Source organism: Paenibacillus bouchesdurhonensis (assembly GCF_900155685.1).
Classification (GTDB): domain Bacteria; phylum Bacillota; class Bacilli; order Paenibacillales; family Paenibacillaceae; genus Fontibacillus; species Fontibacillus bouchesdurhonensis.
In genome coordinates, this window is the sequence record NZ_LT732548.1 from 829,421 (window position 1) to 852,520 (window position 23,100).

General features: G+C 49.7%; 25 protein-coding genes and 1 other annotated feature (1 of these 26 running past the window's edge). Of the genes, 22 read left to right on the plus strand and 3 right to left on the minus strand.

Annotated elements, in window-relative coordinates:
- Both CZ379_RS26610 and CZ379_RS08115 read right to left on the minus strand, forming a co-directional pair.
- Positions 1-241 (minus strand): hypothetical protein (locus CZ379_RS26610; RefSeq protein ID WP_234404861.1); only part of this gene is annotated, 241 nt, incomplete at its 3' end.
- 20 nt (positions 242-261) lie between these two features.
- Positions 262-1,086 (minus strand): NlpC/P60 family protein, encoded by an 825-nt coding sequence (locus CZ379_RS08115; protein ID WP_110931189.1) that lies wholly within the window; start codon positions 1,084-1,086, stop codon positions 262-264.
- Positions 1,087-1,454: 368 nt separating this feature from the next.
- Here CZ379_RS08115 and CZ379_RS08120 point away from each other — a divergent pair, with 368 nt between their 5' ends.
- From CZ379_RS08120 to pssA, 7 genes are all read left to right on the plus strand, one after another.
- Positions 1,455-1,913 (plus strand): CtsR family transcriptional regulator, encoded by a 459-nt coding sequence (locus tag CZ379_RS08120; RefSeq protein ID WP_110931190.1) that lies wholly within the window; start codon positions 1,455-1,457, stop codon positions 1,911-1,913.
- Between the two features lie 30 nt (positions 1,914-1,943).
- Entirely contained in the window at positions 1,944-2,462 is a 519-nt protein-coding gene (locus tag CZ379_RS08125; protein WP_110931191.1) for a protein-arginine kinase activator protein McsA, read from the plus strand.
- Between the two features lie 12 nt (positions 2,463-2,474).
- A complete protein-coding gene (locus CZ379_RS08130; protein WP_110931192.1) occupies positions 2,475-3,533 on the plus strand; it encodes a protein-arginine kinase McsB in 1,059 nt (352 codons plus the stop codon).
- A 28-nt stretch (positions 3,534-3,561) separates the two neighbouring features.
- Positions 3,562-6,009, plus strand: a complete 2,448-nt coding sequence (clpC, locus tag CZ379_RS08135) for an ATP-dependent protease ATP-binding subunit ClpC (protein WP_110931193.1) — start codon at positions 3,562-3,564, stop codon at positions 6,007-6,009.
- 237 nt (positions 6,010-6,246) lie between these two features.
- Positions 6,247-7,614 (plus strand): DNA repair protein RadA, encoded by a 1,368-nt coding sequence (gene radA / locus CZ379_RS08140; RefSeq protein WP_110931194.1) that lies wholly within the window; start codon positions 6,247-6,249, stop codon positions 7,612-7,614.
- A gap of 14 nt (positions 7,615-7,628) precedes the next feature.
- Positions 7,629-8,705 (plus strand): DNA integrity scanning diadenylate cyclase DisA, encoded by a 1,077-nt coding sequence (disA, locus tag CZ379_RS08145; RefSeq protein WP_110931195.1) that lies wholly within the window; start codon positions 7,629-7,631, stop codon positions 8,703-8,705.
- 87 nt (positions 8,706-8,792) lie between these two features.
- Positions 8,793-9,521 (plus strand): CDP-diacylglycerol--serine O-phosphatidyltransferase, encoded by a 729-nt coding sequence (gene pssA, locus CZ379_RS08150; protein WP_110931196.1) that lies wholly within the window; start codon positions 8,793-8,795, stop codon positions 9,519-9,521.
- 218 nt (positions 9,522-9,739) lie between these two features.
- Here the strand turns inward: pssA and CZ379_RS08155 are convergent, their stop codons facing one another.
- Positions 9,740-10,135: a nucleoside triphosphate pyrophosphohydrolase family protein gene (locus tag CZ379_RS08155; RefSeq protein ID WP_110931197.1), complete on the minus strand. Its 396-nt coding sequence runs from the start codon at positions 10,133-10,135 to the stop codon at positions 9,740-9,742.
- 912 nt (positions 10,136-11,047) lie between these two features.
- On the opposite strand from CZ379_RS08155, the gene CZ379_RS08160 reads away from it, so the two are divergent.
- The 15 genes from CZ379_RS08160 (at position 11,048) to rplA (ending at position 22,895) form a co-directional block, all read left to right on the plus strand.
- Positions 11,048-12,136 (plus strand): PIN/TRAM domain-containing protein, encoded by a 1,089-nt coding sequence (locus CZ379_RS08160; RefSeq protein WP_110931198.1) that lies wholly within the window; start codon positions 11,048-11,050, stop codon positions 12,134-12,136.
- Positions 12,137-12,183: 47 nt separating this feature from the next.
- The gene (gene ispD, locus CZ379_RS08165) at positions 12,184-12,915 is read left to right on the plus strand and encodes a 2-C-methyl-D-erythritol 4-phosphate cytidylyltransferase (RefSeq protein WP_110934284.1); all 732 of its coding nucleotides are present in this window, start codon (positions 12,184-12,186) and stop codon (positions 12,913-12,915) included.
- 3 nt (positions 12,916-12,918) lie between these two features.
- Positions 12,919-13,407, plus strand: a complete 489-nt coding sequence (ispF, locus tag CZ379_RS08170; RefSeq protein WP_110931199.1) for a 2-C-methyl-D-erythritol 2,4-cyclodiphosphate synthase — start codon at positions 12,919-12,921, stop codon at positions 13,405-13,407.
- Between the two features lie 51 nt (positions 13,408-13,458).
- Complete coding sequence (gene gltX / locus CZ379_RS08175) at positions 13,459-14,919, plus strand: glutamate--tRNA ligase (protein WP_110931200.1); 1,461 nt, start codon at positions 13,459-13,461, stop codon at positions 14,917-14,919.
- A gap of 497 nt (positions 14,920-15,416) precedes the next feature.
- Positions 15,417-16,079, plus strand: coding sequence for a serine O-acetyltransferase (gene cysE, locus CZ379_RS08180; protein ID WP_110934285.1), 663 nt, complete (start codon positions 15,417-15,419; stop codon positions 16,077-16,079).
- 31 nt (positions 16,080-16,110) lie between these two features.
- A complete protein-coding gene (gene cysS, locus CZ379_RS08185; protein WP_110931201.1) occupies positions 16,111-17,514 on the plus strand; it encodes a cysteine--tRNA ligase in 1,404 nt (467 codons plus the stop codon).
- Positions 17,511-18,065, plus strand: coding sequence for a Mini-ribonuclease 3 (locus CZ379_RS08190; protein WP_110934286.1), 555 nt, complete (start codon positions 17,511-17,513; stop codon positions 18,063-18,065). Before cysS ends, CZ379_RS08190 begins: the two co-directional genes overlap by 4 nt.
- A 66-nt stretch (positions 18,066-18,131) precedes the next feature.
- On the plus strand, positions 18,132-18,884 hold the full coding sequence (gene rlmB, locus CZ379_RS08195) for a 23S rRNA (guanosine(2251)-2'-O)-methyltransferase RlmB (protein WP_110931202.1): 753 nt from the start codon (positions 18,132-18,134) through the stop codon (positions 18,882-18,884).
- Between the two features lie 11 nt (positions 18,885-18,895).
- Entirely contained in the window at positions 18,896-19,417 is a 522-nt protein-coding gene (locus CZ379_RS08200) for an NYN domain-containing protein (protein WP_110931203.1), read from the plus strand.
- 158 nt (positions 19,418-19,575) lie between these two features.
- Positions 19,576-20,229, plus strand: a complete 654-nt coding sequence (gene sigH / locus CZ379_RS08205) for an RNA polymerase sporulation sigma factor SigH (protein ID WP_407668607.1) — start codon at positions 19,576-19,578, stop codon at positions 20,227-20,229.
- Positions 20,230-20,575: 346 nt separating this feature from the next.
- Positions 20,576-20,725 (plus strand): 50S ribosomal protein L33, encoded by a 150-nt coding sequence (gene rpmG, locus CZ379_RS08210; RefSeq protein ID WP_071784256.1) that lies wholly within the window; start codon positions 20,576-20,578, stop codon positions 20,723-20,725.
- A 21-nt stretch (positions 20,726-20,746) separates the two neighbouring features.
- Positions 20,747-20,938 carry a preprotein translocase subunit SecE gene (gene secE, locus CZ379_RS08215; protein ID WP_055105057.1) on the plus strand — a complete coding sequence of 64 codons (192 nt, stop codon included), beginning with the start codon at positions 20,747-20,749 and terminating at the stop codon, positions 20,936-20,938.
- 23 nt (positions 20,939-20,961) lie between these two features.
- Positions 20,962-21,495 carry a transcription termination/antitermination protein NusG gene (gene nusG / locus CZ379_RS08220; RefSeq protein ID WP_110931204.1) on the plus strand — a complete coding sequence of 178 codons (534 nt, stop codon included), beginning with the start codon at positions 20,962-20,964 and terminating at the stop codon, positions 21,493-21,495.
- Positions 21,496-21,564: 69 nt separating this feature from the next.
- Entirely contained in the window at positions 21,565-21,990 is a 426-nt protein-coding gene (rplK, locus tag CZ379_RS08225) for a 50S ribosomal protein L11 (RefSeq protein ID WP_110931205.1), read from the plus strand.
- Positions 21,991-22,202: 212 nt separating this feature from the next.
- Positions 22,203-22,895, plus strand: a complete 693-nt coding sequence (rplA, locus tag CZ379_RS08230; protein WP_110931206.1) for a 50S ribosomal protein L1 — start codon at positions 22,203-22,205, stop codon at positions 22,893-22,895.
- Positions 22,896-22,975: 80 nt separating this feature from the next.
- Positions 22,976-23,100, plus strand: a sequence feature (ribosomal protein L10 leader region); it runs 29 nt beyond the window's last position.

The window sequence follows — 23,100 nt, forward strand, 5'->3', positions numbered from 1 at the left end:
GCTCCCATCGCCCCGCGCCGCCCCCACGCGCCGCGCGCAGCTTCCACTGCACCGGCGAACGCAGCTCCCCGCCCCCCGCGCTGCCCCCGCGCGGTGTTTCGCTGCATGGCGGCGGTCGGCTCATCCTTGCGGTAGTTCCGTCTCTCATAATAGGTAAGTAAACCGCACAGATCTCCTTATTGTCCTTTAAAGAGAAAATAATGCATCTTGGCAGAAAGCCAGATATAGATAAGCGGCGCACCGACGAAATCCTGTACATGTCTAGAAGTAACGTTTTGCTCCTGCATAGGCGGCACCATAATAGTCATCCCCGAAAATATATTCCAACTGGACTCCATCCCTTGGATCCGTATCCGCGTTAATCATCAAATCGTTTCCTAAATAGATCGCGACGTGAGTGATTGTTTTTGAGCCATGTTCTTTAAAAAATACGAGATCCCCTTTTCTTAATTGGCCTTTTGGAACATGGCGCCCATATTGATACTGCCAATTGGACGTACGGGGCAACTTGATGCCGGCTCTACCATATACGTATTGAGTGAATGACGAGCAATCCAATGCGGCCCACGGTTTTTCCGCCCCCCACACATAAGGAACATCAAACTGGTCCTTTGCTACGGCGATGATGTAATCCGCTTTTTCCTCCCAGCTCGCGTTCGGGGATATCGAGGGTGGAGCGGTGGGGACATTGATCACTAGACCGGGGAAAATGTAGTGAGGATCTTCTACGCTCGGATTGGCTTCAAGCAAATAGGAAAGCGGAATCCCATTTTTCTGGGCAATATCCCAAAACGTATCGCCAGCTTGTATTCTATAAGTGGTTCGGGACACCTCGCTCGCCGGGATTAAACCAGACGCCGATTTATGATTGTGAGGAAGGCTGATCAACAAACCTCTCCAAATATTTTTCGGATCTACCAGAGAATTGATCTTTTGCAGCTCGGACACATCTACTTGAAATTCCTTGGCGATGGATGAAAAGGTCTCGTTCCCTTTAGCTGTATATTGATCATATGGAACTGCAAAGCAGGTTTGCGCGAGGATTGCATTTGCAAGTGCAACTGCGGCGATAATAAGCTTTCTCAAATGAACTCCTCCGTTTATTTTTTTTATAGGATATCCTGACCTGCGGTTTCCTTATCCAGACAACGCGTTTTTCCTCTATGAATAAAGAAAATGGGGCTATGATAACAATTGCAATGCATTTGCCAGACTCTGATGATTCTAAAAAACCCGTTATCCTCCTATTCTTGAATAACTTCCCCGCCTCAGGTTACACTGAAATGTATAAGGAACCTCTTGGCAAAGCATGAAATTGTGATATAATAAAGTCAAAGTCAAAGAAAGTCAAAGTCAACAAACGGTAGCCGTATAACGAATTATACGGGGATCTTTGCCGGACGAGGCGGCATTTCGTGTCGGCTTCACGTTTGAGCATGGGGAGGGATGTTGAATTGCGTAATATCTCCGATATTATCGAACGATATCTAAAGGGTATTTTGCATGAGAGTCCTGAAGGAACCGTTGAAATTCAACGCAATGATTTGGCTGACGAGTTTTCCTGTGTTCCATCGCAAATCAATTACGTAATCAGTACAAGATTTACTCTGGAAAAAGGGTACCTGGTGGAGAGTAAGCGAGGCGGCGGTGGTTATATCAGAATCCGGCGAATCGAGCTGCCAGGCCCGACTAGCTTGCACACGCATCTCCATCAGACGATTGGCGATGAGATGGGTCAAACGGCTGCAGAAGGGCTAATATATCAATTGGAGGAAGCCCGATTCTTGAACAGCCGGGAGGCAGCGCTCATGAGAGCGGCCATTTCCAGAGAAGTATTAATGCTTAAATTGCCTGAACGAGATCAGCTTCGGGCAAGGATTATGAAGGCCATGTTGATTTCACTATTAGGTTAATGAGTCTATCCGTAAGGGAGGGGACGTCCTATGCAATGTCAGGAATGCGGCAAACGACCTGCAACACTGCATTTTACCAAGATTGTGAACGGTGAGAAAACTGAATTTCACATCTGCGAAGCCTGTGCGAGAGAGAAGGGAGAGCTTATTCCGGGAACATCAGGTGGATTTTCTATCCATAACCTGCTATCCGGATTGCTGGATTTTACGCCTGGAAATCATACTCAGGGCAGTAAAGCTCCGGAGAACCTTCGCTGTGAAGAGTGCGGGCTGACCTATTCCCAATTTAGCAAAATTGGACGCTTTGGATGCAGCTCCTGTTATAAATATTTCAACGACCGTCTTGACCCTCTCTTCAAAAGAGTGCACGGCAATACGGTACATGTGGGCAAAGTCCCTAAAAGAGTGGGCAGCCACCTTCAAGTCAAACGTAAGCTCGATGATCTCCGCAAAGAGCTGCAATATCGGATTCATCAAGAAGAATTCGAGGAAGCCGCAGCCCTTCGAGATCAAATTCGCGAGCTTGAGAAGAACATTTCCGCAGAGTAGGAGGAGAGTGCGATGGCAAATCTTCGGTTTACAGAACAACCGCTTAGCGAATGGATGAGAAGCGGAGGCAAGGAGTCCGAAATCGTCATTAGCAGCCGTGTCCGAATTGCGCGAAATTTGCTGAACAGGCCGTTTCCTATGCTGGCCACCAACCAGCAGTCCGAGGATGTACTGAATCAGCTGGAAAGCGTATTGACAGACGAGCGGATGCAGCAATTCGGGCAACTCTCGCCGATACTGCTCACGGATTTGGAAGAGCTGGATAAGAAAGTGCTCGTAGAGAAGCATCTGATCAGCCCCAACTTAGCCAATGAGTCCAGAAGCGGCGCCGTATTCATCAGTGAAGACGAAAGCTTAAGCATCATGGCGAATGAGGAGGATCATCTTAGAATCCAATGTCTATATCCTGGGCTGCAGATCGAAGAAGCTTGGGAGAAAGCAACTTCGGTGGATGATATTTTTGAAGCGCATGTGGATTATGCCTTTGATGATAACCGCGGCTTTCTCACCAGTTGTCCTACGAATGTAGGAACAGGGCTTAGGGCTTCGGTCATGATGCATTTACCGGCACTGGTGCTGACTCAGCAAATTAACCGGATATTATCTGCTGTATCCCAAGTCGGTTTGACGGTTCGCGGAATTTATGGCGAAGGCAGCGAAGCTACGGGGAACTTGTTTCAAATCTCAAATCAGATTACACTGGGACAAAGCGAATCTGAAATTATTGAAAATTTGTACAGTGTCGTTATGCAAATTATCGAACACGAGAAGTCGGCCAGAGAGAGATTGCTGTCGGAATCTCGCCTGCGGATGACCGATCGCGTCATGCGTTCCTATGGCATATTGTTATATGCGGGGATTATGGACTCGAAAGAGGCGGCGCAGCGGCTGTCCGACGTCAGACTCGGCGTGGATCTGGGGTTGATCGACACGTTGTCTGTACAGGTACTGAATGAATTGAATGTCATGACCCAGCCTGGTTTTTTGCAGAAAAAGTTCCAGGTCAGCATGTCTCCGAGCGAACGTGATATGTATCGCGCTAAGCTGATTCGAGAGAAATTGGGTAAATAAGAAACAACATTCATGGAGGTGTAGGAGTATGATGTTTGGAAGATTTACGGAGCGTGCCCAGAAAGTATTGGCACTTGCCCAAGAAGAAGCGGTACGGCTTGGACATAACAATATTGGAACAGAGCATATTTTACTTGGATTGATTCGCGAAGGCGAAGGAATTGCGGCTAAAGCGCTGATCGGCCTCGGCCTCGGTCTGGAGAAAATTCAGGATGAAGTTGAGACTTTAATCGGACGCGGCCAAGAGCAGCCAGCGAACATTGCATATACACCAAGAGCTAAGAAGGTCATTGAACTATCCATGGATGAGGCTCGTAAGCTCGGCCATACTTATGTAGGAACAGAGCATATTTTGCTTGGCCTGATTCGCGAAGGCGAGGGCGTTGCTGCGCGAGTGCTGAACAATTTGGGCATCAGTTTGAACAAAGCGCGCCAGCAGGTGCTGCAGCTGCTTGGAAGCAGCGAGGCAGTTTCAAGCCACCATGGTACGCCAGCGAATGTGAATACACCAACGCTTGATAGCTTGGCTCGTGATTTGACGGAGTCAGCCAAAGAGAGCAACCTGGATCCTGTCATTGGCAGAAGCAAAGAAATCGAACGGGTCATTCAGGTGCTCAGTCGCCGGACGAAGAACAACCCAGTCTTGATCGGTGAACCAGGTGTAGGTAAAACTGCGATTGCCGAGGGCTTGGCCCAGAAAATCATTAATAATGAAATTCCTGAAACTCTGCGTGATAAAAGAGTTATGACGCTTGATATGGGTTCTGTCGTGGCCGGAACAAAATATCGCGGTGAATTTGAGGATCGTTTGAAGAAAATAATGGACGAAATCCGTCAAGCCGGGAATATCATTCTGTTTATTGACGAATTGCATACATTAATCGGTGCAGGCGGGGCAGAGGGGGCGATTGACGCTTCCAATATCCTGAAGCCGGCACTCGCTCGCGGCGAGCTGCAATGCATCGGGGCAACGACATTGGATGAGTATCGTAAATACATCGAGAAGGATGCTGCACTAGAGCGCCGCTTCCAGCCAATTACAGTCGACCAGCCTTCCGTCGATGAAGCCATTCAAATTCTGCATGGACTTCGCGACCGTTATGAGGCTCACCACCGCGTGAAAATTACGGATGAAGCGATTGAACAGGCAGTTAAGCTGTCTGACCGCTATATTCAGGATCGCTTCCTGCCGGATAAAGCGATCGACTTGATCGATGAAGCGGGTTCGAAGGTAAGACTGAACTCTTACACGGTGCCGCCTAATCTGAAACAGCTGGAGAATCGTCTTGAGGATATTCGCAAAGAGAAGGATGCCGCGGTGCAAAGCCAGGAGTTCGAGAAAGCTGCGGCGCTGCGCGATACAGAACAGAAAATTCGCGAAGAGCTGGATGTCACGAAGAATCAATGGAAAGAAAAGCAAGGCCGTACCGATTCCGAGGTAACGCCGGAGGATATCGCCCAGGTCGTAGCCAGCTGGACCGGTATTCCGGTGAGCAAGCTGAAGGAAGAAGAAACGGAAAGATTGCTCAATATGGAGCAAATCCTGCATGAACGCGTCATTGGGCAGGACGAAGCCGTGAAGGCGGTCAGCCGGGCCATTCGCCGGGCGCGTGCTGGACTGAAGGATCCAAAGCGTCCAATGGGCTCCTTTATCTTCCTCGGCCCTACAGGGGTCGGTAAGACGGAGCTGGCGCGTGCACTCGCCGAAGCGATGTTCGGCGATGAGAATGCCGTGGTTCGCATCGACATGTCGGAGTACATGGAGAAGCATTCCACTGCACGTCTCGTGGGTGCCCCTCCCGGATATGTCGGGTATGAAGAAGGAGGGCAACTTACGGAGAAGGTGCGCCGTAAACCTTATTCCGTCGTACTTCTGGATGAAATCGAGAAGGCTCACCCGGAGGTATTCAACATCCTGCTGCAAGTGCTCGAGGATGGCCGACTGACTGACTCCAAGGGACGCGTAGTGGACTTCCGCAACACCTTGATTATTCTTACCTCGAACGTCGGGGCGGAAGCAATTAGACGCAATACGCGCCTTGGCTTCACTGCGGTAGAGGATTCAGGAGCCGATTATGACAATATGAAGGGCAAAGTGATGGAGGAGCTGAAGAAAAGCTTCCGTCCAGAGTTCCTAAACCGGATCGATGAAATCATCGTCTTCCATTCCCTGGAGAAATCGCATATCGGCGAAATTGTAACCTTGATGGCCGAAGAACTGCGTAAACGACTGCAAGAGTTCGATGTGGACTTCATCTTGACAGATGAAGCGAAGGAGTTCCTCGCTACAGAGGGCTTCGATCCAGCCTACGGTGCGCGTCCGCTTCGCCGGGCCATTCAGAAGCATATCGAGGATCGCTTGTCTGAAGAGTTGCTGACCGGTAATGTTAAGAAAGGCGACTCGTTGACGATCGATGTGGATAATGGCGGCTTGTCCGTGAAGAAATCGGGGACTTTCTCCAAAAGCGCCAAGTAATATCAAGTTATGCTGCACAGCGCTTAATGCATTTTCTTAGTGCTCGCTGTGATGCAATTTAGGCAAGACAGCTTGGGAAACAGATGTTTCTCAAGCTGTCTTTTCGTGATTATTCCCATATTTACGCAAACCGCCCGAAAAACCTTTACGTTAAATCTGAAACAATGGTAAACTTTGAGTGTTACCCTTCACGGGCTGCAAGGTTGTTAAATTTTGCAGATTTTTAAGGAGAGAGAAATGGTTAAAGTAAAAACGAAGTTTTTTTGCTCGGAGTGCGGATATGAATCGCCGAAATGGTATGGAAAATGCCCAGGCTGCGGTTCATGGAACTCTATGGTCGAAGAAACGGAGAAAGTTGTCAAGACGCAGGGGATGTCCTCTGGTCTATTTCATACGAAAGAAAAGCCGCTTCCCATCATAAATATAGAGAGCGGCAAAGAACCACGCATCGTTACAGGAATCGGAGAGCTTAACCGCGTGCTTGGCGGCGGAGTCGTCCCAGGTTCGCTCGTGCTCGTCGGCGGCGATCCTGGGATCGGCAAATCGACACTGCTGCTGCAGACGTCCTATGAAATGGCCAAGGCTGGGTTGAAAGTCCTGTATATATCCGGAGAGGAATCGATCCGTCAAACGAAGCTGAGAGCGGAAAGACTCGATGCTTTGGCTGAGGAGCTATATGTCCTCTGTGAGAGCGATATGGATTCCATCGAAGCCGCGATTGATGATCTGCAGCCGAATTTTCTCGTCATCGACTCGATTCAAACCGTCTATCTGCCGGAAGTAACCAGTGCGCCGGGTAGCGTATCCCAGGTTCGCGAATGTACCGCACGCTTCATGCGGATCGCCAAAGGCCGAGGCATCGCCACAGTACTAGTCGGGCATGTGACGAAGGAAGGGGCTATCGCCGGGCCGCGTCTGCTGGAGCATATGGTGGATTGCGTGCTGTATTTTGAAGGAGAGAGGCATCATTCTTACCGGCTGCTTCGTGCTGTGAAGAACCGTTTTGGTTCCACGAACGAAATCGGCATATTTGAAATGAATGAATCGGGCTTGACCGAGGTTATCAACCCGTCGGAGCTGTTTCTCTCTGAACGGCCGCTTGGCGTAGCGGGGTCTACGGTTGTGGCGAGTATGGAAGGCACTCGTCCGATGCTGGTGGAACTGCAGGCGCTGATCGCCTCGACGCACTTCCCTTCGCCGCGAAGGATGGCGACCGGAGTCGATCATCACCGGATGGGACTGATTATCGCGGTGCTTGAGAAACGGATGGGCATGTTCCTGCAAAACCAGGACGCTTATGTGAACCTCGCTGGCGGAGTGAAGCTGGATGAGCCGGCTGTCGATCTCGCCATCGCCGTAAGCATCGCCTCCAGTTTTCGCGATGTTCCAACCAAGCCGGATGATGTCATCTTTGGAGAGGTCGGACTAACTGGAGAAGTTCGGGCTGTCTCTCGGGCGGAGCAGAGAGTGAGAGAAGCCGCCAAGCTTGGCTTTAAACGCGTTATTCTGCCGGAGAAAAGCATGAAGGGCTGGCAGAGTCCCGCGGGAATACAATTAATTGGTGTAAATACTGTTGCAGATGCGCTAGCTGTCGCGTTAGATTAGGGGGCATTTATTTCATGAAAGAAAATACCCATGCGGAGAAAATGAATGATTTGCTCAGGCTCGTTGCACCCGGCACTGCTTTTCGCGACGGACTAGAGAATGTGCTTCGTGCCAAGACCGGTGGACTAATCGTGGTAGGGTACAGCCCGGAAGTGATGGAAGTGGTGGAAGGGGGCTTCTCCATTAACTGTGACTTCTCGCCGAACTATTTATACGAGCTGGCAAAAATGGACGGAGCCATCATTATGAGTGAGGATCTCAAGCGAATTCTGTACGCGAATACGCAGCTCATTCCCGATTCCTCCATATCCTCCTCGGAAACCGGGATTCGCCACCGAACGGCGGAGCGCGTAGCGAAGCAGACGGGCAAGCTTGTCGTATCGATTTCCCAGCGCCGGAATATCATTACTTTGTATCAGGGCGCTCTCCGCTATTCCCTGAAGGAAATCGGTGTGATCCTTACGAAAGCAAATCAAGCGATCCAAACGCTAGAAAAATACAGAGCTGTCCTGAATCAGGCGTTAACCAACCTAACGGCTTCGGAATTTGAAGAGCTGGTAACGGTACCCGAGGTCGTCAACGTCATCCAGCGGGTCGAAATGGTTATTCGCATTAAGATGGAGATCAAGCGATTCATTAACGAACTTGGCTCCGAGGGACGATTGATCAGTATGCAAATGGAAGAACTGGTTAGCAATATGGAGGAAGAAGCATGGCTTCTATACAAAGACTATGCCAAGGAGGATAACGATGAAGCGATTCGTGAAATTATCCTTGGATTGAAGCGCTCCAGTGACGATGAGCTCCTCGAAATGAGCCATATCACCAAGCTGCTTGGCTATCCGGCCTCTGCCGCCATGTCCGAAGATTTAGTTTCACCGCGCGGCTACCGTGTATTAAACAAAATTCCGCGCTTGCCTAACGTTATCATTCACAATCTAGTTGAGTGTTTCCGGCAGCTTCCAGGGGTGCTTATGGCGACGATTGACGAGTTGGACGAAGTGGATGGCATTGGGGAAGTTAGAGCCAGAACAATTAAAGAAGGGCTGAAGCGACTGCAGGAACAGGCTTTTATTGATAGACAGATCTAAAGGCAGGTTTAACTCTACTTGGCAATTAAAGTAATTCGATTCATTATCCGATAATAAAATTATTGGAAAATTATACGAGGTGAAGAGATGATTACAAAATCACTTCCGAATGTATTTACCCTGGGGAATTTATTTCTTGGGATGCTGGCGATTATATTTGCATTCGACGGGAAATACAGCATGTCCGCGATCATGGTCATTGTCGCAATGCTGCTCGACGGCTTGGATGGGCGGGTAGCCCGGGCGCTCAACGCTCAAAGTGAATTTGGCAAGGAACTGGACTCTTTATCGGATATCATATCATTTGGCGTTGCTCCGGCACTACTGATGTATTCCATTGCATTCAGCGGCATCCATCCTGGAATCGCGTGGGCCGTCACGGCTATATTCCCCATGTGCGGAGCACTGAGATTAGCCCGGTTTAATGTACAGAAGGGAATACCCGGATATTTCATCGGCCTCCCGATCCCAGCAGCAGGTGGAGTCATTGCTACGCTTTCATTGTTTCATAAAAACATCACGGCACCATATTTTATTTGCGGCATTCTTCTTGTTTCCTACTTGATGGTCAGCTCCGTAAGGTATCCGAACTTTAAGAAGATTGGTCTTCCAAAGAAGGGAGTAGCCCTGGCGCCGCTTGTTGTGCTGATAGCTGTAGTGGTTGCTGTCTTTTTCCCCGAGGAATTATCCAAAATGATCTTCGTTCCGCTAGTTATCTACGCCGCATATGGTCTCAAACAGAACTTCGACAGACTGCTCGGCCGCAGCAAGCAAGCGGATGAAGACGAGGCCGAGGAGGCTTACCATAACCGTTGATTTAAAAAATTAAAAGCATGGCTGCCGGTTGCGGCGTCCATGCTTTTTTTCTTGTATAGCGCATCCCGAGGAGGGAAAGCGTCCCGCGCACAACCTGAAGCGCATCCGCGGAGGGAGCAGCGTGCAGGAGCGTCGCGGTTCCTCCTGCAGGGGAATCCAGGGGCACAAACCCTTGAGCCCCTCCCTAGGTAGGGAGGGGGCGGGTATGAAATCCTTATTTATGACAGGTTAAACAATCCCAAAGTGGAGCATTTCTGTGATTCACGTCTGACGACTTCATCCATGTCGATCTCAAGCAAATTGCAGAGTGCTGACATATAGAAGAGATTACGCCCCAACTCATTGGTGATTGCATCCCGGCAGTTCTCGCACAGTTCTCCTTGAACATGCTTGCGAATGGTTTCCTTCGCTTGCAGTAAATCAGTGCCGGGTTCAAATTGTTGCTTCGTGGCGTGAAGCTCAATGCAACCGCATTCAGTCACAGACTTCGTGACGGAGCGGACGACGGACGCGTTAGTTTGTCCCATTTTAGATAGGACGTCGAGTAAACTGCGGTGACGGAGTAACAAATCGGAAACTTGTTCTTGAAAAGATTGAAGGCTTTGAGCGCTCATTTTTCCATCCACCTCAAATATTATGAATTGAGTTCATTATATGCCACATTTTCCCCTGATATCAAGCCGGAATTGCCGTAGTAGCGGGTATTGTGCAAAACTAACATTTCGATACAGGCCTCGAAATCGGCCAGAAAATCTCACTGTGTTGCAATAAAAGGGGATCTGTGTCAGCTAATTCCTCATGGGGTGTCGGTATGCTGTAGGGATATAACTATACGTTTGGTGAGAGGCTCCATGCTCTGAGAGCACCGCGCGCAGCTCCGCTGCATGATGGCGGTTGGTCGACCACATGCAGCGGATAGAGGTGTTTCAACAAGTCTAGAAGAAATAGGAATGCAGGAAAAATTTACGTACTTGCCCTGCACCTATTTTGCACGTTCATCCTAATGTAAATGGATTTATTGTAGTTAATTTCTGCGGCAAGGAAGGGTTATAGAATTAAATGGATTTCATGTCGTTAGAAGAAGAGAAATAGTCTATTTTAGGGGGATTCTTGATTTTAAGATCATCAAACCCATTTAATCCGCTGAAATATTCGTTTTGAGCATAAATAGATACATGAAATCCATTTAGCGAACATCAATCACCTTAGTAGTGACAGCAGCCTAGCCTGGCATACACACCTTCAGTGGCCCATTAACGCGCCTTGGTAGCATATGAGTCTGATATACGCCCTTCGTGGCACATCAAGCCCCCTAACAGCATATGAGTCTGGCATACACACCTTAGACGGAGCCTTTATAAGACAGAATGGAATGAGATGCTGGCAAGGGCTGAATAGGGAACAACGGGTAAGCTGCATGTGCCCATGCATGTACCCAATTAATTTTTTTGCCGCCGAAGATTACGCCTCCATAAATTGGATCATACTGGATAAAGAACATACTTTATTTGGAGGTGAAGAGGGACATGGTAAAAAGATGGTTAATGATCATGTCCGCTTTGAGCGGTGCATGGCTCGGGTATACGATGGACGGTCTGATCGGTCTATTTCCACAGCCTTTGCGCGCTTGGCTCGGCGGAATGAGCCCTCTGATGTCGCATTTGCTGTTGGCGGCGGTCGGGGCTATTTTGTGCGTATTCATGTTCTCCCTTGTTGCGGATGTCGCATCTGCGAGAATAAGACGGTGGATTGAAGCGATCACCGAAATACCTATGAGTGAAATGATGGCCGGTGCGGCCGGGTTAACTGCAGGACTACTACTTTCTTTAATGGTCTACCCTGTCTTGTCCTTGCTTGGTTCTATGGAGAGCTTCGCACAGTTTGCGATATCGGCCCTGTTAGGCTACATGGGGCTGAGAGTGGGTCTAGCGAAGAAGGAAGAGCTGTCCTCGTTCTGGAAATCGGGCAAATGGGGAACCGCTGGACAAGGGGAAGAACGCAAGCTGGAGGAGCATAAGATTCTCGATACGAGCGTCATTATCGATGGGCGAATCGCTGACATTTGCAAGACGGGGTTTATCGAAGGGACGATCGTCATTCCCGAGTTCGTACTGGAGGAGCTGCAGCATATCGCCGATTCTTCGGATTTGCTCAAACGCAATCGCGGGCGGCGGGGACTGGATATTTTGAATAAAATCCAGAAAGAACTCGATGTCAAAGTGATGATCTACGAAGGGGACTTTGAGGAAATTTCCGAGGTGGACAGCAAGCTGGTCAAGCTGGCAAAGGTACTGCAGGGTAAAGTCGTTACGAATGATTTCAACTTGAACAAGGTTTGCGAGCTGCAGGGTGTGTCCGTACTCAATATTAACGATCTAGCGAATGCTGTTAAGCCGGTTGTATTGCCGGGAGAAGAGATTATGGTTCAGGTCATTAAGGACGGCAAGGAGCATGGTCAGGGGGTTGCCTATTTGGATGACGGCACCATGATCGTCGTTGAAGGAGGCCGGGATTATATCGGCACCATTACCGAGGTGCTTGTCACGAGCGTTCTTCAGACTTCAGCTGGCCGGATGATCTTCGCCAAACCGAAACTGTTGGAAAAAGCCCAGTAAAAGCGTTATGATGGGAATACATGCGTCAACGCACGCAATTCCAACGGATGAGGCAGGGAAATAGAGTGGTACAAGCTAACAGCGCCAGCGCTGGTGTCGTTATCGTGGCCGCTGGCCGCGGTACGCGCATGGGTACGAAGGAGAGCAAGCAGTATCTCATGCTGCAAGACAAGCCCATCGTCATTCACACGCTAGAGGTGTTTGACCGCCATCCTCTAATTACCGAGATCGTGCTGGTTACCGGTGAGCAGGATGTGGAACGGGCCAGAGCGTGGATCGATGAGTACGGGATTACAACTTCAATCAAAGTCATTCCGGGCGGCGCCGAGCGTCAGCACTCCGTATACCAAGGGCTGCTTCAAATGAGCTCAACTTGGGTACTGGTGCATGACGGCGTCCGCCCTTTTGTCACGGAAGAGCAGGTGACATCCTGCTATGAAGCGGCTATAGCGCATGGGGCATCCGTGCTGGCCGTTCCGGTGAAGGATACGGTCAAACAGGTGGATGAGCAGGGCTGGGTGACCGCTACGCCGGATCGCCGCAGTCTGTGGGCCATTCAGACGCCGCAGGCCTTTTGTCGTTCAGATCTCATGCAGGCCCATGAGCAAGCTGAGCGGGATGGATTTGTGGGCACGGACGACTCGATGCTTGTGGAGCGTCTTGGCGTCTCTGTTCGCGTAGTAGAGGGAGCTTATAGCAACATCAAGATAACTACGCCTGACGATTTGGATTACGCCGAGTTTATCCGTGGACACAAGGAAGCTAAGGGGAGAGAATAACGCATGATTAGAATTGGACAAGGGTTTGACGTGCATCAGCTCGTTGAAGGCAGACCGTGCATTATCGGCGGTGTCACGATCCCTTTTGAGAAGGGACTGCTCGGACATTCCGATGCCGATGTACTGCTGCATGCGGTAACGGACGCGGTGCTTGGCGCATTGGGACTCGGGGATATCGGCAGGCATTTCCCCGATACGGATCCGGCATTCAAAGATGCGGACAGTTTGAAGCTTCTTCAACAGGTATGGGCTATGGCCGTAGAACGCGGCTATCGTCTTGGCAATCTGGATGCGACGATTATAGCACAACGGCCTAAGATGGCCCCGTATATCCCACAAATGGTCGAAGTCATCGCCGGGGCGCTTCAGGCTGATCCAAGCCAGGTGAATGTTAAGGCAAGCACGACGGAGCAGCTTGGGTTCAACGGCCGGGGGGAAGGAATTACGACTTTGTGTGTTGTATGCCTGACGAAAGATATGGTATCATCTTAAAATCATTTTTGAAGATTGGATTCGCTTATTCATTCCAGGAGGGGATTGGTTATGACGGAGGTTCGTGTGCGCTATGCCCCGAGTCCAACGGGACATTTACATATCGGCAATGCGAGAACCGCGCTATTCAATTATTTGTTTGCGAGACACCACGGGGGCAAACTGATTATTCGAATCGAGGATACTGACGTGAAGCGCAATGTCGCTGGCGGAGAAGAGAACCAGCTAACTTATTTGAAATGGCTTGGCATCGATTGGGACGAGAGCATTGATGTGGGTGGGGAGTATGGCCCGTATCGCCAGACGGAGCGGCTTGATCTATACCGTAAATACTGGCAGGAGCTCCTTGATAAAGGACTGGCTTATCGCTGCTATTGCACCGAAGAGGAGCTAGAGCAGGAGCGCGAGGAACAGATTGCCCGCGGAGAGACGCCGCGTTATTCCGGCAAACACCGCGATTTGACGCCGGAGCAGTGCGCTGCATTCGAAGCGGAAGGACGTCAAGCAAGCATCCGCTTCCGTGTGCCGGAGAGCCGCACGTATACATTCGATGATTTGGTCAAAGGGCAGATTACGTTTCAATCCGAGACAAGCGGTGACTTTGTCATTGTGAAAAAAGACGGCATTCCAACTTACAATTTTGCGGTGGTGCTTGATGACCATCTGATGAAGATCACTCATGTGCTCCGCGGAGAGGATCATGTATCCAACACGCCTCGCCAATTAATGATTTATGAGGCGTTTGGCTGGGAGCCGCCGGTGTTCGGCCATATGACATTGATCGTCGGCGAGAATCACAAGAAGCTGAGCAAGCGCGACGAATCGGTCATTCAATTCATCGAGCAATACGATCAACTGGGCTACTTGCCTGAAGCGATGTTCAACTTTATTACCTTGCTTGGCTGGTCGCCTGAGGGTGAGGAAGAGATTTTCTCCAAGGAGGAATTAATCTCGATCTTCGATACGAAGCGGTTGTCCCGCAGTCCGGCTGTGTTTGACAAGCATAAACTGGCTCACTTGAACAACCATTACATTAAGCATTCCGATTCCGATAAGATTGCCCGGCTGGCTATTCCGCATCTGCAGAAGGCTGCCCGGCTGCCGGCAGAGCTTACGCCGGAGCAGGAGGCTTGGGCCAAGGCGCTGGTTGCCCTGTATCAGGAGCAAATGACCGCAGCCTCGGATATCGTGGAGTTGTCGGATCTGTTCTTCCGTACACATCTGGAAATGGACGCGGAAGCGGCTGCCGTACTATCCGGGGAGCAAGTGCCGGAAGTGCTCAGCGCATTCCTCGCTAAGGTGGAGGGACTAGCGGATTATACGGCCGAGAATATTGCTGCACTGATCAAGGAGGTGCAGAAAGAGACCGGACATAAAGGCAAAAATCTATTTATGCCGATCCGTGTCGCCCTAACGGGCCAGACGCATGGCCGTGACTTGAATCAGACGATTTATTTGCTTGGCCGGGATCGCACGACCGATCGGCTCAAGGCACAAATTCGCGGCGCATAGGCGGGAACCAGCAAGTAGCAGGTTCCTTTACAAGAAGGCAAATCAAATGTTGTCAGTTTTGGCGCCTTTCGGGTAATATATAGACAGAGTAATCAAAAGTTGTCTTTTTGAATTACCTTCATAGTTTGAAATGCTTGGATCGGGAGAAGTACGTGAGACTATTGTATTGTCCAGAGAGGATAACCGAGGAGCCGACGGCGGCACTGGGGTGGAAGTTATCTCAATACATGCTTCGGAAATGCGCCCGGGAGCAGTGAAGTTGAGCGCGCGGCATACGCGCGGGTAGACTTTAGCCGCGTCGTCCCCGTTAAGGACGCCATGAGGGACGGAGGAGCTTGAAGGCCGCTGCTGTTTGTAGGCAGGGTTAAGGGAGTTCTGATTCCATCCGAAGCAGAGTGGAACCGCGCTTAAGGCGTCTCTGCAGCGAAGGCTGCAGGGGCGCCTTTATTTTATTTTAGCCAGAACGAGAGACCGGAAGAGAAAAGAGGGGAAGCATGATGTTCAAAAGGATGAAATCTGACATTCAAGCCGTATTTGATAACGACCCGGCCGCGAGAAGCTGGTTCGAGGTAATCTTCACCTATTCCGGGCTGCATGCGATATGGAACCACCGGATGGCGCATGCTTTCTATCGTCGGCGGTGGTTTACGATCGCCAGAGTCATTTCGCAGACCAGCCGTTTTTTTACAGGGATCGAAATTCATCCAGGAGCGCGGATCGGCAACCGGTTATTCATTGACCACGGGATGGGTGTAGTCATTGGGGAAACTTGCGAAATAGGGGATGATGTGGTTATCTATCAAGGAGTTACCCTAGGTGGAAGCGGAAAAGAGAAGGGCAAGCGTCATCCGACTATCGGCAACAATGTCGTCATCGGTTCTGGAGCCAAAATTCTCGGTTCGTTTAAAATAGGAGATCAGTCGAATATCGGGGCCAATTCCGTTGTGCTGAAGGAGGTTCCGCCGCAAAGCACGGTAGTTGGAATTCCGGGCAAAGTGGTGCGGCTGCGCGGGAAGCCGCTTGATCGGCTTAGCCATCAGCTTCCGGATCCAGTGATCGACTCGATGAAGGCGTTGCAGCTCCAGCTCGAAGAAATGCAGTCTGAAATTTCCGAATTGAAGCAGCAAATGCGTCAGGAGCAGGTGACGGAGAGTAAGTAATAATATTAACAGTGGCGAAAGGAACGTGAGTATGGCACTGCAAATATATAACACATTAACCCGGATGAAAGAGACCTTTGTGAGCCAAACACCGGGAAAGGCCAATATTTATGTGTGCGGCCCAACCGTATACGGTTATATCCATATTGGAAATGCGCGTCCGATGATCTTTTTTGATGTGGTCAGGAGCTATTTGGAGAATCAGAAATATGAAGTCAACTATGTGGTCAATTTCACCGATGTCGATGACAAACTGATCCGTAAAGCCGAGGAAATGAATACCACAGTGCCTGAAGTAGCCGAAATGTTTATCAAAGCGTACTACGAGGATTTGGATGGGCTGGATATACCACGGGCAACAGCTAATCCGCGCGTAACGGACAGCATGGAGATTATTATTGATTTCATCAAGGATCTGGAAGAAAAGGGCTTTGCTTACGCCAGCGGTGGAGATGTTTTCTTCCGGACGAAAAAGTTCCAGGAATACGGCAAGCTGTCGGGTCAGAATATTTCGGAGCTGCAATTCGGCATTCGAATTGACGTCGATGAACGCAAGGAACACCCGGAAGATTTCGTGCTTTGGAAAGCGGCGAAACCGGGGGAGATTCACTGGGCAAGTCCTTGGGGAGAGGGCAGACCCGGCTGGCATATCGAATGCTCGGCGATGGCGCGCCAACTGCTCGGGGAAACGCTTGATATCCACGGCGGGGGACAGGACTTGCAGTTCCCGCATCACGAATGCGAAATTGCCCAGTCCGAGGCAGCGACGGGCAAACCGCTTGCGAGCTATTGGATGCATAATGGTTATATTAATATCGATGGCGAAAAAATGTCGAAATCGCTCGGCAACGGCGTACTTGTGAAGGATCTTCGTGCCGAATATAAATGCGAGGCCATTCGTTATTTCATGCTGTCAACGCATTACCGCAACCCGCTTAATTTCTCGGAGAAGATCATGGAGCAGGCCGAACGGAGCGTGGAACGCATCGCCAATACCTTGAGCAATTTGCGCCACCGCTTGGAAAGCGCATCGGCAGCACCTGATGAAGTGACTCCCGAGTGGGAGGCGAAGCTGCGCGAAATTTGGCTGACCTTCCATGCGAAGATGCAGGATGACTTCAATACGCCGGATGCCATTACTGCGGTGTTTGAATGGGTGAATGAAGTGAACTCGCTGCTCCAGCGCCCGATCGTTAGCAGAGCCGACCTGGAAGCGGCTCAGAAGCTCTTCTCCGAAATGAACAGTGTGCTGCGCATTGCGAAAGAGGAAGACGCGGAACTGCTTGACGGGGACGTAGAAGCGTTGATAGTCGAACGGACGGAGGCGCGCAAAGCGAAGAACTGGGCACGGGCCGATGAAATTCGCGATCTTCTTGTCGACAAAGGAATCATTCTTGAAGATACGCCGCAGGGGATGAGATGGCGGCGGAAATGAGCGGACGCGAAGAGGTGAACGATAAGGTGCGTGATGAAGTGCAGAAAGAGGCGTCTGACCAGACTGATAAGCCTGAGCCGCTCTCGGATGTAGAAGGCGCAGGCGGGCTGGAAGCGGCGCCGGGCGCTGCTCTGGCCCCTCTCTGGTTCCCGGAGCGGCCTTCTAAGCCCGCGAGACTGCTGCCCCCGCTGGCGCTGGCCTACATTGGCGATGCCGTATTTGAGGTGGCTGTTCGCCAGCATGTGATAGCCCGGCCCAACCTTCGCCCGCACCATTTGCATATTCAGGCAACGAAGTTCGTCTCTGCCAAGGCGCAATCCCGAATGCTTGCGCTCATCGAACCGCAGCTTACGGAGCAGGAGCAGGACGTGGTAAGGCAAGGACGGAATGCAAAATCCGGGACGACCCCCAAGAATGCGAATGTGCTCGAGTACCGTCATGCGACGGCCTTTGAAAGTTTAATCGGCTATCTGTATTACACAGGGGAGCATGATCGCCTCCGTGGACTTATTTTACAGGGCTTTGCGCTGCTGGAACAGGATAAAGGATAACGATGAAGTTATATAACAACAAGGGATAAGGAGCGTTTTTGCTCGAAATCCCCGGGAGGATATCGTATGGACGATCAAGAATGGATCGGCGGGAAGCATTCGCTGTTGGAAGCGATGCGTGCCGGTCGGACAATGAATAAAATATGGGTTGCGGAAGGCGCCCAAAAGCATTTGACCCAGCCGATTATCGCTGAAGCCAAAAAGCACGGAATTATCGTACAATTCGTCGATAAGCGCAAACTGGATCAAATGGCGCCTGGTCTTCAGCATCAAGGTGTCGTCGCTCAGGTTGCTCCTTACGCTTATGCGGAGGTGGACGATCTTCTGAAAAAGGCGGAGGAGCGTGGAGAGCCGCCCTTCCTGCTTATTCTGGATGAAATCGAGGATCCGCATAATTTAGGCTCTATTTTGCGTACAGCGGAATGCACGGGTGTACACGGGGTGATTATCCCTAAGCGCCGTTCGGCGTCCATAACAGCCACGGTATCGAAGACGTCTGCCGGAGCCGTGGAATACGTGCCTGTAGCCAGAGTGACGAATTTGGCTCAAACGATGGAACAACTGAAGGAGTCGGGTGTCTGGATTGTTGGTACGGATGTAGATGCTCAGCAGGAAATGTATGATTCCGGCCAAGTGCTTACCGGTGCGGTCGCTATTGTGATCGGCAATGAGAACAAGGGAATGGGGCGGCTCGTTCGCGAGAAATGCGATGTATTGTTGAAGCTGCCTATGGCGGGCCAGCTTAATTCCCTGAACGCTTCGGTCGCGGCGGGCGTTATTATGTACGAAGTGCTGCGCAAACGCCGCACCGAAGAATAAGCGGCGGCAGCATGCGCGAAATGCGCGACGTTCTTCTGGTTGACGGCTATAACATGATTGGCGGATGGCCTGAGCTTGCCGCACTGTCCAAGGTGGGAATGCAAGAGGCCCGCGACCGGCTGTTGGAAAGGCTGGCCAATCATCAGGCCTTCTCCGGAAGAAAAGTAATCGTGGTTTTCGATGCTTATCGCGTACCTGGTCTTGGGAAGTCTTTTAACCAGAGCCAGGTCGAGGTTCATTTTACGAAAGAGAAAGAAACGGCGGATGAATGCATCGAGCGCTTGGTTCGCGAACTAACGCATCGGCGCAGGCAAATCTATGTCGCTACTAGCGATACCGTAGAGCAGCATGTGATATTTGGACAAGGAGCACTTCGGGTTTCGGCGCGAGAATTGCTGAACCAGGTCGAGGAGAATGAGAGAGAAATCCAATCGAAAATTGCCGAACGCAGCTCCAAATCAAGTCGAAATAGTATAGATGCCAAGCTTAGCCCAGAGGTGCGCATGATGTTTGAACGTTGGCGTAGGGAATGAACGGACAAAATTCGTTATCCTTCCAAATGCTCTTGACAAAGTTCGACTTTACATCTTTTGGTACCTTTATGGTTGACGCTGGTATGCGCCATCATATATACTGATCGTATTACTTGACTGAAGTGACGGGGCACCGTGCGTTGCAGCCGGAGGGATTTGTGGTGAGTGTCAATCTCGAGACGTGGGTTAGGTTTGACTATGAGATCCAAAGTGACGAAGACATTGTCGAAGCGGTCCGCGAAGGCGACAGTGAAGCGCTGGAGTACTTGATTAACAAGTACCGGAGCTTCGTGCGTGCAAAGGCCAGATCCTATTTTCTGATTGGCGCTGACCGGGAGGATATTATCCAGGAAGGGATGATTGGCCTATATAAGGCCATCCGGGACTTTCGGGGGGATAAGCTTGCATCGTTCAAAGCATTCGCCGAGTTATGCATCACTCGGCAGATTATTACGGCGATCAAGACGGCAACGCGGCAGAAGCACATTCCGCTGAATTCGTATGTATCTTTGGACAAGCCGATCTATGATGAAGATTCGGATCGGACGTTGTTGGATGTCATTTGTGGTTCCCAGGTATGTGATCCGGAAGAATTGATCATTAACCAGGAAGAATTCGTCGGTTTGGAAGATAAAATGTCGGAAATTCTAAGCGATTTGGAACGCAAAGTATTGATGTTGTATTTGGATGGACGTTCGTATCAAGAAATTGCCGTTGATTTAGATCGTCATGTTAAGTCGATTGACAACGCTTTGCAGCGGGTGAAACGCAAATTGGAAAGATACTTGGAAGTTCGTGACGGAGCTATGTAAGTGTTTGTGTCGGAGATGCAAGACAATCTGAATAGAGTAGCTAGTGCAAAGACGACTATGGCTATAGTCGTTCTTTTTACGTGTTGAAAAATATAACAAATCCGAGGGTGTCATCCTGCTATGAATTCCGGAGGCAATTAACATGATAAGTGCTGACAAGGGTTTATCTTGGAAAGCGATGTGTTATACTGTTAATAATCAAATAAAGAGAAGCTCGAAGTCTCGTTGACATGGATATGGCCTTATGATAAAGTGTTTTAGGTAGGCCTAAATTTGCGTTTTTTGGATGTTTAGGTTCAATTAAGAGACTTCTCAATTTGATGAAGGTCTTCGGGAGGTGCACATCATGCGGGTAATTATTACGTTAGCTTGTACGAATTGCAAACAAAGAAACTATACAACGACAAAGAACAAGCGTAACCACCCCGACCGCATGGAGATGAAGAAATTTTGCAAGTTTTGTAACGAGCAAGTTCCTCATCGCGAAACCAGATAGTCTTTGGAGGTGTAGTCGCGTATGAAACGAAGTTTTAAATCGTTGTTCTCTTTTTTCTCTGAAAGCTGGGCTGAGCTTAAAAAGGTTCGCTGGCCTAATCGTAAAGAGCTGACCAATTATACGATGATTGTCCTCGGTACAATTGTAGTAGTCGCGATTTATTTTTGGGTACTTGATATCGGCATCTCCGCTGTGATCGAAGCGATAATTTAAGAAGGGTCCTTAGGTGGCTTGATATGGAGAAAAGATGGTATGTAGTACATACCTATTCTGGGTATGAGAACAAGGTCAAAGCCAATTTGGAGAAACGCGTTGAATCGATGGGCATGGAAGACAAGATATTCCGCGTGCTTGTTCCTATGGAAGAAGAAGTGGTGAACAAAGACGGTAAGAAGAAGACCGTTATGCGTAAAGTTTACCCCGGATATGTCTTGGTGGAAATGATCCAGACCGATGATTCTTGGTATGTTGTGCGCAACACGCCAGGGGTTACCGGATTCGTTGGCTCGACAGGATCGGGTTCGAAACCAACTGCGCTTCTGCCTGAAGAGGTAGATCAGATTTTGCGGCATATGGGTATCGAAGAGCCGAAACCGGTCATCGATTTCGAGGTCAAAGAATCCGTGCGTATCAAAGTTGGCCCGTTTGCTAATTTTGTCGGATCGATTGAAGAAATTCTCGTCGACAAGAGTAAGCTGAAGGTTCACGTCAACATGTTTGGACGAGAAACCCCGCTTGAACTGGATTACACTCAAGTGGAGAAAATATAGGTTTCTTAGGCTTCATGTGGGAGGGGAGAAATTCCCGTCTACCACTATTAGGGCAAGGAGGTGTTTTACATGGCAAAAAAGGTTATCAAAATGGTAAAACTGCAAATTCCTGCGGGGAAAGCGAATCCTGCACCTCCGGTAGGTCCGGCGCTGGGTCAAGCAGGTGTCAACATCATGGCATTCTGTAAAGAGTTTAACGCACGTACTGCCGATCAAGCAGGTTTGATTATTCCGGTTGAAATCTCGGTGTTTGAAGACCGTTCTTTTACTTTCATCACTAAGACTCCGCCAGCTGCCGTTCTGCTTCGCGTTGCTGCGAAAGTTGAGAAGGGTTCCGGTGAACCGAATAAGAAAAAAGTAGCTACCGTGAAACGTGATGCAGTTCGTCAAATCGCGGAGCAAAAAATGCAAGACCTGAACGCAGCTTCTGTTGAGGCGGCTATGCGCATGGTCGAAGGTACTGCTCGCAGTATGGGTATCGCTATCCAAGACTAATTCTTGGGGCGGCCGAGCAGCGAAAGTTGCTCTTGATTAATAAGTCAGCCTCGGGCAGCTTGTTAATCAAAGATTGATGGAGTTTTATAAATAGGCAAAGCACATTTATAAAATCCATCTGGATGGAAATATATATTACGAATTGTTTAATATACATTTTCATCCCCAGTGGGAGGAATTTCCGCTAACACCACACAAGGAGGAATATTTTCATGGCTAAACACGGTAAAAAATACCTTGAAGCTGCTAAGCTGATTGACAGCGAAGCAACATATGAGCCTTCAGAAGCCGTTGAATTGGTGAAAAAGGCTGCAAGCGCTAAGTTCGATGAAACTGTCGAAGTAGCAGTTCGTTTGGGTGTTGACCCTCGTAAACAAGACCAAGCCGTTCGCGGTATCGTTGTCCTGCCTCACGGCACAGGTAAAACGCAACGCGTATTGGTATTTGCCAAAGGTGAGAAAGCAAAAGAAGCGGAAGCGGCTGGAGCGGACTTCGTTGGCGATCAAGACATGATCAACAAAATTCAACAAGGCTGGTTCGACTTCGACGTCTGCGTAGCGACACCAGACATGATGAGTGAAGTTGGTAAATTGGGACGCTTGCTCGGTGGTAAAGGCCTTATGCCTAACCCTAAAGCCGGCACAGTTACGTTTGACGTAGCTAAAGCGGTTCAAGAAATCAAAGCGGGTAAAATCGAATACCGTTTGGATAAAGCAGGCCAAATTCATGCGCCAATCGGCAAGGTTTCTTTCAGCGCCGAGCAATTGAATGAGAACCTTCAGGCTCTCGTTGATGCATTGAACCGGGCTAAACCGGCTGCTGCCAAAGGTATTTACTTGAAGAACATCGCGGTATCTTCCACGATGGGACCAAGCGCTCGCGTAAACGCAGCTGCATTCAGATAATACCGCTCCACGATTCGTGGAAAGGGTTTGACATATGTTCTTCCCCTTGGTATACTGAACAAGTTGCTTAGATTTATAATTAAATTTGAATATGCTTACCGTAGACAGTAGGTGCCCCGCAAGGCTTAATTTCCTACCGAGGTGTTGTGATAGAACGTCAACATGCTGCAGGGTGACTGCAGATGATGATTCATCAGGCCTTCGT